Annotated in this window: 4 protein-coding genes and 1 pseudogene; 4 read left to right on the forward strand and 1 reads right to left on the reverse strand. The window is 59.5% G+C overall.

The genetic code is table 11. The features are described 5' to 3' along the window. Window positions 1-22 precede the first annotated feature (22 nt). From QCD69_RS16180 to QCD69_RS16190, 3 genes are read left to right on the forward strand one after another with little or no spacing between them, the layout of a single operon-like run. The gene (locus tag QCD69_RS16180; protein WP_301252742.1) at window positions 23-1,714 is read left to right on the forward strand and encodes a ShlB/FhaC/HecB family hemolysin secretion/activation protein; all 1,692 of its coding nucleotides are present in this window, start codon (window positions 23-25) and stop codon (window positions 1,712-1,714) included. Between the two features lie 36 nt (window positions 1,715-1,750). Further along, window positions 1,751-12,223: a two-partner secretion domain-containing protein gene (locus QCD69_RS16185; protein WP_301252743.1), complete on the forward strand. Its 10,473-nt coding sequence runs from the start codon at window positions 1,751-1,753 to the stop codon at window positions 12,221-12,223. Beyond that, the gene (locus QCD69_RS16190; RefSeq protein ID WP_253454576.1) at window positions 12,220-12,558 is read left to right on the forward strand and encodes a hypothetical protein; all 339 of its coding nucleotides are present in this window, start codon (window positions 12,220-12,222) and stop codon (window positions 12,556-12,558) included. Before QCD69_RS16185 ends, QCD69_RS16190 begins: the two co-directional genes overlap by 4 nt. A 50-nt stretch (window positions 12,559-12,608) precedes the next feature. Here QCD69_RS16190 and QCD69_RS16195 read toward each other — a convergent pair whose 3' ends face one another. Further along, complete coding sequence (locus tag QCD69_RS16195; protein WP_301252744.1) at window positions 12,609-12,815, reverse strand: SymE family type I addiction module toxin; 207 nt, start codon at window positions 12,813-12,815, stop codon at window positions 12,609-12,611. A 700-nt stretch (window positions 12,816-13,515) separates the two neighbouring features. Between QCD69_RS16195 and QCD69_RS22985 the strand changes: the two are divergent. Further along, window positions 13,516-13,737 (forward strand): annotated as a pseudogene (locus tag QCD69_RS22985) (hypothetical protein); the annotation flags it as partial.

The raw sequence follows: 13,737 nt of genomic DNA on the forward strand, positions 1-13,737 counted from the left end.
CAGAATAGTCATGCAGGGAAAAATGGAAAAGCGCCTGAAGTCGGCGCTGGCTGTTATTGGGCTAACCGGCTGCGGTGCGGTTTACGCAGCGCCGGGCGATGAGCAAATTCAGCATCAGCAGGAGCAGCAAAAAGCTCGCCAGGCCCAGATAGCGCCAAAAGCACCCGATATCCGTCTTGCCGAACCGCTCCCCGCACCTTCGCGGATAACTTTTCCGGCTGAAAAACCCTGTTTTACGCTTCAGCGCGTCTCGCTATCCGGCCAGCAGGCTCTGCCGCATTGGGTGCCGTTGCAGCGGCTGGCAAACCAGGCTGTCGGTCATTGCGTAGGCGTGCAGGGCATCAATCAGCTAATGGGCACGCTGCAAAACCGTCTTATTAATCATGGCTGGGTGACAACCCGGGTGCTCGCGCCGTCACAGGATTTGCGTCAGGGCGAGCTGAAGCTGCTGATTGTGCCGGGTAAAATCCGTCGGGTTGAGCTGGCTCCCGGCGCTTCGCGCTACGTCAGCCTCTATCCCACCATGCCGGCGCATTCCGGCGATCTGCTGGATCTGCGCGATATCGAACAGGGACTGGAAAATCTGCAGCGCCTGCCGGGCGTCGAGGCGAAGATGGCGCTACGTCCGGCAGAAAAACCCGGCGAAAGCGATATTATTATCGAGCGCACCCAGCGACGTTTCTGGCGTCTTGGCGCCTGGCTGGACGATTCCGGCACGGAAAGCACGGGACGGTATCAGAGCGGCATCATGCTGGCGCTGGATAATCCCACTTCATTGAGCGATCTGTTTTACCTGACCGCCAGCCGCGATTTGGGTTTCGCCGGCAGAAAAAGCAGCAAAAGCCTGACCGGACACTATTCGGTGCCGGTGGGCTGGTGGCAGTTTGGGCTGACCGCCAGCGATTACGACTACCACCAAACGGTGGCTGGCTACAGCCGCGATTTTCTCTATGCCGGGAAAAGCCGTTCGCTTGATGTGCAGGCCAGCCGGGTGCTGCACCGCAACGCTTCTTCTAAAACTCTCGCCACCTACGATGTGCTGGTAAAAGAGTCACGCAATTTTATCAACGATACCGAGGTCGTCAGCCAGCAGCGCCGTACCAGCGCCTGGCGGTTAGGGCTGTCGCATCGCCACTATATTGGTCCGGCCACGCTTGATGCCGGAGTCAGCTATCAGCGCGGCACGCGCTGGTTTGGCGCCTTACCGGCCTGGGAAGAGTCTTATCACGACAGCACCTATGCGACCGCGCTGTCAAAAATACTGACCTGGCAGGCGGCGCTGACGGTGCCATTCTCACTGAGCACTCAGCGTTTTAATTACAACATTCAATATCGTCGGCAGATGAGTAACACGCCGCTGACGCCGCAGGATGAGTTTGCTATCGGCAACCGCTGGACGGTGCGCGGCTTTGATGGCGAGCGCACCCTGAGCGCCAGCCGTGGCTGGACGCTACAGAATACGCTGGCCTGGCAGACGCCGCTGCCTGCTCAGGAGTTCTATCTTGGGGTCGACTATGGCGAAGTCAGCGGCAACAGCGCAATCCAGGGCGGTTTGCCCGGACGCCATCTGGCCGGAGGCGTAACGGGGTTACGCGGCGCCATCGCGCCCGCCAACCTTAGCTATGACCTTTTTGTCGGGATCCCGCTCTCAAAACCAGAGGGATTTAAAACCGATCCGGCAACCTTTGGCTTCAGCCTGAACTGGAACTACTGACCCGCTTCTTTTGCCTGACAAGGGACTGTGCGCATTATGAACAAGCTTTGCTATCGCATTATCTTCAATAAAGTTCGCGGCATGCTGATGGTGGTGCCCGACATTGCCCGTAGCGGCTACGGCCATCTTGCCCGTCGCCGTCAGCGCAACTCGCGTACGGAAAAGCCGATCCGTATCAGTCCACTTAGTTTCGCGCTTTGGCTGGCGGCTGGGGCGGTTAGCCTGCCTGCGCAGGCCAATATCGTTGCCGACAGCAGCGCGCCCGGCAACCAGCAGCCGACGGTGATGTCCACCGCCAACGGGCTGCCGCAAATTAATATCCAGACGCCGAACGGCCAGGGCGTCTCGCGCAATCAATACAGCCAGCTCGATGTCGGCGAGCGCGGTGCCATTCTGAACAACAGTCATCAAAACACGCGCACCCAGCTGGGCGGCATGGTGGCGGCTAATCCCTGGCTGTCAAAGCAGGAAGCCAGCGTCATCCTCAATGAGGTCAACAGCCGTAATCCCAGCCAGCTCAACGGCTTTATTGAAGTGGCCGGAAAGCGGGCCGCGGTGGTTATTGCTAATCCCGCAGGGATAACCTGCAACGGCTGCGGTTTTATCAATGCCAGCCGTAATACCCTGACCACGGGCCAGCCGATTATGGAAAACGGCCAGCTGAAAGGCTTTGACGTGAACGGCGGGCGGATCAATATCGAGGGCAAAGGCTTAAACGACAGCGATGCCGATTACACCCAGATCGTCGCACAGTCGGTAGCGGTAAATGCCAGGCTGCACGCCCGAGAACTGAACGTTGTTACCGGACGAAATCAGGTAGCTACGGAAGGTAGCGTAACCACGGTGAAAACCAGCGACGCGACCGCTCGCCCAGCCTATGCGCTCGACGTCGCCGCGCTTGGCGGCATGTATGCCAACAAAATCACCCTGACCGGCACCGAAAAAGGGGTTGGCGTACGCAATGCCGGCGAACTGGGCGCCGGCGCGGGCGAACTACGCCTGACCGTAGATGGCCGGCTGGAAAACAGCGGCACGCTGCAAAGCCAGGCCGCTTTGCAAATCGCTACTCAGGATGACCAGACCAACAGCGGCAGGATCCTGTCACAGCAGGCGGTCACGCTGGCCTCTAACGGCACCCTGCATAATGACGGCACCATCGCCGCAAAAGGCAACGTGACGCTGACCGCCAACGGGATCGAGAGCAATGGCGGAAGCGCGCTGGCAGCAGGGGTTGATGACAGCGGCGCGCTGACGCAGCCCGGCAGCCTGGTTTTAACCAGTCAGGGCGAGCTGAAAGCGCAGGGCAAAAACCTGGCACGCGATGGGATCCAGGCGCACGGAAGCCGGGTCGATTTGGGTGGCAGCCAGACTGCGGCGGATGGGATAGCGCTAAGCGCTACCCAGGGCGACATCAGTACCGCAGGCGCAACGGTGACTGGCAAAACGGTGCAGATACAGGCCGCTACCCGACTGAATAACGATGACGGTCAAATATCAGCCGGAAAGCTGGTCGTTGCTGCCGGGGACATCAGTAACAATCGCGGGCTGCTGCGTCAGCAAAACAGCGAGGCGCTGAGTCTGGACAGCGGGCAAATCCACAACAATCAGGGCACGATTGTTAACGCAGGCGATACCCATCTTAAAGCGCAACAAATTGAAAACCGCAGCGGGCTGATTGCCGGTAACGGTCATGCGCTTTCGCTGGATGCTCAGCAACTTGATAATCAGCAGGGGACTATACAGCTGGCTGGCGATGGCGCACTGACGCTGACTGCCTCGCAGCTTAATGGCAACCAGGGCGCGCTGCTGTCGGCCGGGGCGCTGGATCTGAAAGGCGGGCGGCTCGATCTCTCACAGGGGCATACTCAGGCGCAGGCGGTAACGCTGTCGGCGGAAACGCTCGATCACCGCCAGGGCCTGCTTTCCCAGCGCGGCCCTGGTGAAATGACGCTGTCGCTCTCTGGCGCGGCGGACAATCAGGATGGTCGCATGGAAAGCGGCGGCAGTCTGCGCATTGCTTCCGGCAGTCTGGATAACAGCCGCGGCACGCTGCTGGCGGCTCAGGGCGATCTGCTTCTGACCGCGGACGAAGCGCTGAACAATAATCAGGGCGAACTGCTGGCCAACCGGGATCTGCGCCTTGCCGCAGCAAGTCTGGATAATCAGCAAGGACGCATTTCCGCGACGGGCGGCGAAGCGCAGCTAAAAACGGATCGGCTTATCGACAACGATCGGGGGCGGATTGAAGCCAGCCAGCAGCTGACGACGCAAAGTCAGGGAGTGAATAACCACGGCGGCACGCTGCTGGGCGATCGCATCGTAGTGGCTACGCAGCAGGGCGATTTTATCAACGCCAGCGGCAATGTAGTCGCGCAGGACACGCTCAGCCTGTCGGGCGGCGCGACAGATAATCACGCGGGCCTTATCCAGTCCGGTCACGATCTGACGATTGATACGCACGGACAAAAGCTGATCAACAGCGACAGCGGTAAAGGCGGCATCCTGAGTGGCGGCACGCTGACCCTAACCAGCGGCGAGACTGATAACCGTGGCGGCATCATAGCCGCACAGGCGGCTGGTATCGCCAGCGGCGCGCTGACGAATACCGACGGTACTGTGCTGGCAGATCGCTCACTCTCTCTTACCACTGGCGCGATGGATAATCAGCGGGGCCTGTTGCAGGCGGGTGAGGATCTCTTGCTTGATACGCAGGGCGCAGCGCTTGATAACCGCGACAGCGGCGAACGAGGCGGGATCGTCTCTCGTGGCGATCTCAATCTGGCAACCGGGCGGATCCTGGGCGAACGGGGGACGATCCAGGGGCGGAACGTTGTTATCGACAGCCATGAGCAGGCGTTTGACCATCAGGACGGCAGCCTCAGCGCGAAGGAAAGCCTGCGGCTGAACAGCGGCGAACTGAACAACCGCGCGGGACGTATTCAGTCCGGCGGTGATATGCAGCTTGATACGCATGGCCGCACGCTTACCAATCAGCAGAGCGGAGCGTCGGGCGGCGTCATCGCGGGCGGCGAGCTGAGCCTCAACAGCGGCGATATAAATAACGACGCTGGCATGTTGGCGGCAGCGGGCAATATCCGGCTGCACAGTGGCGCGCTGAGCAATATTGACGGCACGCTGGCTTCAGACGGATCGCTGACGCTAACTGGCGGCGCGGTAGATAATCAGCGTGGCCTGATCCAGGCGGGCCAGGCATTATCGCTCGATACCCAGGGCGCAGCGCTGACCAATACCGACAGTGGCCAGAAAGGCGGTATTGTCTCCGCAGGCGATCTGCTGCTCAACACCGGGCAAATCAACGGCAACCACGGCGTGATGATTGGGCAGAATGTCACAGTCGACACGCATCGGCAGACCTTTGACCATCAGCAGGGAGAGCTGGGCGCGCGGGGCGCTTTGCAGCTGGATACCGGCACGCTGAACAACCGCGCCGGATTGCTGGAATCAGGGCAGGATCTGCGGCTGGATACCCAGGGTAATCCCTTTATTAATGAAAATGGCCAGCTGATCGGCGGCGGCACGTTAACGCTTCACGCTGGAGAGATAAATAATCAGCAGGGCACGATCGTTGGCAAAAACGCGACCCGGCTTACCGGCGGAAACCTCAACAACCGCGCAGGTACGCTGAGCGGCGGTAAGGGGGAGCTGACTCTGACCGCAGGAGAAATACAGAACCAGGGCGGCCTGTTACAGGCAGGCAGCGATCTGACGCTGGACACCCAGGGGCAGGCGCTGATTAATACCGACAGCGGTAACCAGCACGGCATTGTCGCCCTGGGTAATCTGGATCTGCGCAGCGGCGGGGTTAACAACCAGACCGGTTTTATCGCGGCGGGCAATCTGGCGTCGCTGCAGGCCGCCGATTTGAACAACGTTCAGGGGCAGCTGGCCGGCAACGGCGGGTTGACCTTTAGCGGCGGAGCCTTGAATAACACAGACGGCAAACTGCAATCTGCGGGCGATATCGAGATTGATACCACAGGCCAGACGCTGATCAATCAGCGCGGCCTGATTGCCGGTTCTGGCGCGACCCGTATCGACAGCGGCGCGCTGGAAAATCAGCAGGGACAGATCCAGGGCGGAAAAGATCTGACGCTGGCGCTGGGCCAGAATGCGCTACAAAATCAGAGCGGCAAACTGTTTTCCGCCGGAACGCTGACGCTGACCGCGGGGCAGCTTGCTAATCAGTCCGGCCAGCTACAAAGTGTGGACGCCGGACGGTTAACGCTTTCTCAGCAGCTTGATAATAGCGACGGCCTGCTCCAGGGCGGGCAGGGGTTGACTATCACCACGCCACGCCTGCTCAATCAAAACACGCAGAAGAGTGGTAAGGGCATTGAGGCCGGAACGCTGACGGTACAGGCAGACACGCTGGACAACAGCAAAGGCGCGCTGAAGGCAACGGCCATGCTTTCGCTGACCGTGCGGCAGGCGTTGGAAAACCTCAACGGGCTGATCTCCTCCGCCGGTACGCTGATTGTTCAGGATGCCGCTCAGGGACAGGCGCTGAGTATTAATAACCGTAAGGGCACGCTGATTGCCGATAAGCAGGCCCAGATCGGTGCCGCCTCGCTGAGCGGCGACGGGCAGGTGCTGTCACAGGGTGATTTGGGCATTACGCTGGCGGGCGACTTCCATAATGCTTCCCAGGTTAAAGCCAACGGCACGCTGCGGCTGGCTACGGGCGGCAGCCTCACCAATGACGGCACCATCAGCGCGCAGCAGGCGCTCTGGCTCTCTGCCCGCAACGTCACTAACGGCAAAAAAGGGGAAATCAGCGCGCAGGAAACGCACGTCACCGCTGCGGATACGCTAAATAACACCGGCCTGATAGACGGCACGCTGACGCACCTTGTAGCCAACGTGCTGAATAATACCGGCACCGGCCGCATTTTTGGCGATCGTATAGCCATTGCCGCTACGGTGCTGAATAACCTCAGCGACGGCGGCAAAGCGGCTGTGATTGCCGCACGGGATCGCCTCGATCTGGCTGCGGATACGGTGAACAACCGCGACCATGCCCTGATCTACAGCGTTGGCGATATGCATATCGGCCGCCAGCTGGACAGCAACTATCAGGCCATCGGGCAGGGGCGGCAGCTCAATAACGACGGGGCGACTATTGAAGCCGGACGGGATGCGGCGATCGCCATGGCCGAGGTCAACAATACCAACCGTAACCTCACCACCAAAACGGTCACCACGGAAAACGCTCAGCATCATGATGCGGTGCTGAAAGGCCATACCGATCGCTTCGACTGGAGCGAGGTGGATACCAGCCATAAAAATAAATATAAGGTGCACAGCGCGCGCATGCCGGACGGTACCAGCGGCAGCGAGTTTTATGAGTACACCTATCAGCGGGTGGTAAAGGAAACGCAGATCAAATCGAGCGATCCGGGCAAAATCCTGTCCGGCGGCAACATGACCTTTACCGCCGATCGCCTGTTCAATCATGACAGCCAGATTGTGGCTGGCGCCACGCTGGGTGGGCAGATTGGCGATCTGGATAACCAGGCCACGAAGGGAACGCGCGTCACGACGGATAACGGCAAAGTGGTGCGCTGGTACGCCAAGAAAAAGAAAAAGAAACTGGGCGGCACCAAGACTTCTCAAGGTAAAAGTAGCAGCAACTATCGTCCGGCTGCCGTAACGGAAACCATCGACCTGAAAACCTTTGCCTGGCAGGCGAACGCGGCGCCACAGGGCAGCGGCTATCAGACCGGCAACCGACAGCAGCAATCGGTAAGTATTCAGGCGGGGCCGGTCGGCACGATTAACGGCCAGCAGGCGGCGACGGCGGTCGCGCTGACGCCGTCTGGCGATACGGCTTCGCAACCCGTTATCGCACCGCGTTACGACAGCACCCTGACGCTGGACAAGCTGGCCGGGCAGAAGGATCGTCCGCTGCTGTTGCCAGCCGGGCAGCAATTCTCACTGACGCTGCCCGCCACGGTGGTTAACGGACAAAGCATTACGCCCGTTATCCGCGCCGTTTCGGCGGATACGCGTCTGCCAGACAACAGCCTGTTTTCGCTTCAGCCTGCCAGCGACAGCCACTACCTGGTGGAAACCGATCCACGCTTCGTTAATCAGAAGCAGTGGCTGGGCAGCGACTATATGCAGAACGCGCTGTCGACGGACGGCAGCCAGACCCTCAAGCGACTGGGCGACGGCTATTATGAACAGCGCCTGGTACGCGATCAGATTACGCAACTGACCGGCAGTCGCTATACCGCGGGCTACAGCAATGATGAAGATCAGTTCCGCGGATTGATGAATAACGGCGTGGCTTTTGGTAAAACATACCAACTGACGCTCGGCGTGGCGCTGACGCCCGCGCAGATGGCGCTGTTGACCAGCGATATCGTCTGGCTGGTTAACCAGACGGTCACGCTGCCGGACGGGACGCAGCAGAGGGTGCTGGTGCCGCAGGTCTATGCGAAGGTAAAAGAAGGCGATCTTACCGGCGACGGCGCGTTGCTCGGTGGCGGTAGCGTGGCGCTGAATGCTCAAAAGGATATGACCAATAGCGGCACTATCCACGGGCGTGAAGTGACGCAGCTGACGGCGCAGACGCTGACCAACAGCGGGTATATCGACGGTAATCAGGTCAGCCTCAGCGCTCGCCAGGATATCGCCAACCTTGGCGGCACCATCAGCGGTGATAAATCTGTTTCGCTGCTGGCGGGACGCGATATTACCAGCCAGGCGACGCTGCGGGGCGACGGCACGGACAGATGGGTGGATCGGCCTGCGGGCATCTACGTGCAGGGTTCCGACGGCAAGCTGTCGCTGAGCGCGCTGCATAACATCACGCTGGCGGGTAGCGATATCGCTAATGCGGGTGAAAACGGCACCACACAGATCCGCGCGGGCAACGATCTGACGCTGGGCACCGTCTCCACGCAGCACAGTGAAAACGACAGCTGGGGCAGCGATAATTATCGTCGTCTTTCGCAGCAGAACGATGTCGGCACACGAATTACTACCGCAGGCGATTTGCAGCTCAGCGCGGGGCAGGATATTCATTCCCGCGCCGCAGAAGTGACGGCTGGCGGTACGCTGACGGCCAGCGCCGGGCGCGATATCACTTTAGGCACCGGCAACAGCAGCACCGATCTGGTCGAGCACAGCAAGCAGAGCAGCAAAGGGCTGCTGTCCGCCAGCAGCCTGGAAACGCACGACGAGGTACACGATCGTCAGGGGATTAGCACCACGTTCAGCGGCGACAGCGTACAGCTTCAGGCAGGCCGCGATCTTACCGTCACCGGCAGCAACGTGGCGGGCACGCAGGATGTGACGCTGAGCGCAGGACAGGATCTGAAAGTCACCACCGCGGCTGAATCCCACCAGGAAAATCACCAGCGCGAAGAGAAAAAATCGGGCCTGATGGGCACGGGCGGCATCGGCTTTACCGTCGGCCAGTCGATGCAGAAAAGCACCACTGACGCGGACGGCGCGCTCAATAAGGGCAGCACGATTGGCAGCAGCGACGGCAACGTGACGCTCAGCGCCGGTAACCAGCTTAACATCCACGGCAGTGACGTCATTGCCGGTAAAGATCTGACGCTCAGCGGCAGCGACGTGGCGATTACGGCAGCGGAGAACAGCCATACCGCACTGACCAGAACCGAGCAGAAGCAGAGCGGCCTGACGCTGGCGCTTTCCGGCACCGTGGGCGCTGCGCTGAACACGGCAGTCAGCGTGGCGCAGACGGCGCAGGATACCGGCGACGGCCGCCTGAAAGCGTTGCAGAACACCAAAGCGGCGCTGAGCGTCGCCCAGGCGGAGCAGGCGTATGAACTGGATGGCGCGCAGACCGCTGCGGCAACCGCACATAATGATGCGCTGGGCCTGAAGCCGGGCGATGAGGGCTATCAGGAAGGCGCGACCAACACCGTAGGCGTTAACCTCTCTTACGGCAGCCAGTCGTCTAAAAGCGAAACTCGCACGGAGAGCCATCAGGCGCAGGGCAGCTCGCTGGGCGCGGGCGGCAACGTGCAGGTAACCGCCACCGGCGCGCAGCCGGGCAGCCGGGGCGATATCACCGTGCAGGGCAGCCAGCTGCAGGCGGGCGGCGACATGACGCTGGCGGCGAAGAACGATATCAGCCTGCTTTCCGCGCAGAACAGCGAGCGAACCGACAGCAGCAACAGCAGCAAGGGCGGCAGCGTTGGCGTGGGGCTGACCGCCGGTTCCGGCGGCACCGGCCTCAACGTCTCGGCCAGCGTCAACGCGGCAAAAGGGCGCGCTAACGGCAACGGCCTGACGCACAGCGAGACGACGCTGAACGCGGGCAACGGCCTGAGCCTGAACGCCGGACGCGACACGCTGCTGCAGGGCGCGCAGGTCAGCGGGAACAGCGTGAAGGTGGACACCGGGCGCAACCTGACGCTGACCTCGGAGCAGGACAGCGACCGCTACGACAGCAGGCAGCAGAGCGCCAGCGCCGGAGCCAGCTATACCTTCGGCGGCGGCGGTGGCTCGGCCAGCGTGAACCTGAGCCGGGACAAGATGCACAGCAACTGGCAGAGCGTGGCCGAACAAACCGGCATCTTTGCGGGCAAGGGCGGCTTTGACGTGACGGTGGGCGACCACACGCAGCTGAATGGCGCGGTTATCGGCTCGACGGCAGCGGCAGACAGGAACAGGCTCGACACCGGCACGCTGGGCTGGAGCGATATCAACAATCACGCGGAATATAAGGTTGAGCACGCGGGAGCCGGTATCAGCACCGGCGGCAGTATCGGCAGCCAGTTCGAAGGAAACATGGCCAGCAATATCCTGGCGGGCCTGAACGGCTCGGACAGCGCCAGCTCCACCACCCACTCTGCCGTCAGCGAAGGCACGATAGTTATCCGCGATGAAGCAAATCAGCATCAGGAAGTTGCAGAGCTGAGCCGCGACGTGGAAAATGCGAATCCGGGGCTTGCGCAAATCTTTGATAAAGAGAAAGAGCAGAACCGGCTGAAGGCGGCGCAGCTGATAGCGGAGATAGGGTCTCAGGTTGGCGATATCGCCAGAACCGAAGGCCAGATAGCCGGGGAAAAAGCGAAGCGTGACCCGGCAGCGCTTCAGGCGGCCAGAGAACAGCTTGCGGGTTCCGGCAAGCCGTTCACGGACGCGGACGTGGCAAAGCAGGCGTACAACAACGCGATGGCGCCGTTCGGCACGGGAAGTGCACTGCAACAGGGTATTCAGGCGGCGACAGCGGCGATACAGGGCCTGGCCGGAGGCGATCTGGCGAAGGCGGCAGCGGGCGGCGCCGCTCCTTACATCGCGAATATTATCGGCAGCAGCGGGCTGGATGACGCCGGTAAAGTGATGGCACACGCAGCGGTGAATGCCGCACTGGCCGCCGCACAGGGCAACGGTGCGCTGGCAGGTGCCGCAGGCGCTGCAACGGCTGAAATGGCCGGAATGATCGCGCTGGAGGTCTACGGTAAAAGCGCCGGTCAGCTGACTGAAACCGAGAAGCAGACGGTAAGCGCACTGGCAACGCTGGCGGCCGGTCTGGCTGGCGGACTGGCCGGAGACAGTACGGCCGATGCGATGTCGGGTGCTCAGGCCGGTCAGACGACCGTTGAGAATAACCTGATGGGTGGCACCGACGACGGGCAGATGAAGTTCGTTCAGGAGCACGGTAAGGATGTGCTGTCCTGCGCAGACGATCCTTCATCAGCCAGCTGTCAGCGTGGTGAGGCGGTGAATAAAGCGATAGCCGCAGCTTTGGGAGCCGGTGCCGCAGGTGGTGTGATAGTTGCTGCTACGCCGGAACTTATAGCGACGGTACAGGCGGCGATCAGCGGATGCGGTTCGAATCCGGTGCTGTGTGCCAATGAGGTCAGCATCTGGGTGGCTGAAATGGCCGCAGGAGATGCCCTACCGGCTGGTCTGACGGTAGCGACAGTCAGCAAGATGTCGGCTAAAGAGCTGTCAGAGCTGAAGGCGTTAATGACGGTTGAGAAGCAGACCGGAAACAAGGTCACGAAGGAGTCGCTGGAAAGCGTGGTGACCAGCTCAGGCAGCAAAGGAAACTGGAATAAGGATCTCAATAATCCTCAGCCGAATACCATCTATAAGGTTGATGATAATAAAATATTTAAGACTGACTCTCAGGGAAGAACGGAGAGCGTCGAAAGTTCATTATCCTGGTCGACGAATGACCGAAATACCTATCAGCAATGCAAAGCGGGTAAATGTGGTGTTGACGGTGATGAAGGTGGGCATCTGATAGCCAGTATATTCAATGGTCCTGGAGAGAAATTAAATCTGGTACCAATGGATGGTAACCTCAATAAAGGTGCCTGGAAAAAGATGGAAAACACATGGGCCAATGCGTTGAAAGACGGCAAGCAGGTCAATGTTAAAATCGAACCATCTTATAGTGGTAGCAATGTAAGACCTGATAGCTTTACTATTACTTATCAAATAGATAATGAGCGTCCAGTGAGGGAAATTTTTAATAATGCACCTGGAGGTAAATGATGGCTTCTCGCGATGATGAATTATGTTCAGAGATCGGACGTATATTATTTGAATCAGCCCCTGAAAATGCGCAGAGAATCTTACTTGATGCTGAGTTATCACCTGAAGATGATCATGCAAAATTCTTATATGATTATGTTGACACGAAAGGCGTAAAAAATTGGTTTTTGCCGGGAACGCCAGCCACAGATAAGCTGCTTCTTGAAAAGCTAGTTGAACTAAGAAAATACTACGTAGCAAATAATCTTACCAATGACAAACCAGCATGGTACGGTTGCCTTGTTACAGTCGATCTTGAAAAGATGAAGATCAATTTAGACTATCGCTATAATTAAAAAGATCCCGGCCACGAAGTGAACTGAGCCGGGATCGTTTTATCTGCCGCTTACTCCTCAGCCAGCCGGATGATCAGCTGTCCGCGCTCCACCGTCACTTTCACCGGCTGCCCGGTTTCAAACCCCGCCTCTTCCAGCCAGTTGCCCCGGAGGTTAATGCTGGGACAGCGGCTGTAATAGGTGGTCATATCGTTACGGTCAGCGTGACGGATGCTGGTATATCCCACTTTCAGCTGACGTAACCTCAGCAACATCATCGTCTTCAGCCAACAACAATAAGGTGGTCGGCCTGCGGCCTCCGCTGAAAGAAGTTAATGCCCGCCCGGCTGCGTCTGTCTGTGCCGGGTCGTGCCCCGCAAAAAGCGCGTGTCACTCCTTACCGTCACAGCCAGCTTCCGCTACCCGCCCCGGCCCGTGGTGGTCATGCAAACTCATCGTCTCTTCAGGCTATGGTGCTCCGGCGGCTAAGCAGGTGCCGCAGCGTGGTCATGCAGATACAGCGTTCCTTCAGTCATCGTGCTCCCGGCAGCGAAAGCGGAGGCCGTTCAGCGGTCATGCAAAGCCTCAGATCCTTCAGCCATCAGCGCGCCGGAGCGCCGTTCCGGCCCTTGCGGGCTTCGCCAGCCCACGCCCGGCAGGCGCTTCACCAGGCCACAGGCAAGCTGCGGCCCGGCTCAGCACCGCGATGTGAAACCGGTAATGACAGGCGCGACAGCGCTGCTAAAATGCGCAGGACAATAACGCAGGGAAAGCGTAATGAAAGCAGTAAGTAAATGGCCGGCATGGCTGCTGTGCCTGGTGCTGTGCGCCAGTGCGGTAGCGTGTCCGGGCGAAAAAAGCGCGTCGGGAAAAATAATCCCGAACATCAAAACGCAACAGGAAAAACTGGTTGTAAGCCACGGAAAGCACAGGGAAAAAACGTGTTCAGCCACCGAATGCGCAGCGGCATTAATGAAAGGCGGCTTTGATATTACGGTGGGTGAGCATACGCAGCTTGAAGGCGCGGTTATCGGCTCGACGGCAGCGGCGGATAAAAACCGGCTGGATACGGGCACGCTGGGCTTCAGCAGTATTGAAAACCACGCGGACTATAAGGTCGAACACCAGAGCGTGGGCATGAGTACCGGCGGCCCTATTGGCAGCCAGATGCTCGGCAACCTGGCCAGCACGATGCTGGCG

Source organism: Erwinia sp. PsM31 (assembly GCF_030433775.1).
Classification (GTDB): Bacteria; Pseudomonadota; Gammaproteobacteria; order Enterobacterales; family Enterobacteriaceae; genus Erwinia; species Erwinia aeris.

Excerpts from the sequence above, each read along its gene's own strand:
- QCD69_RS16195 (WP_301252744.1), bottom strand. The coding sequence starts at position 12,815 with ATGATGTTGCTGAGGTTACGTCAGCTGAAAGTGGGATATACCAGCATC.
- QCD69_RS16190 (WP_253454576.1), top strand. The coding sequence starts at position 12,220 with ATGATGGCTTCTCGCGATGATGAATTATGTTCAGAGATCGGACGTATA.
- QCD69_RS16185 (WP_301252743.1), top strand. The coding sequence starts at position 1,751 with ATGAACAAGCTTTGCTATCGCATTATCTTCAATAAAGTTCGCGGCATG.
- QCD69_RS16180 (WP_301252742.1), top strand. The coding sequence starts at position 23 with ATGGAAAAGCGCCTGAAGTCGGCGCTGGCTGTTATTGGGCTAACCGGC.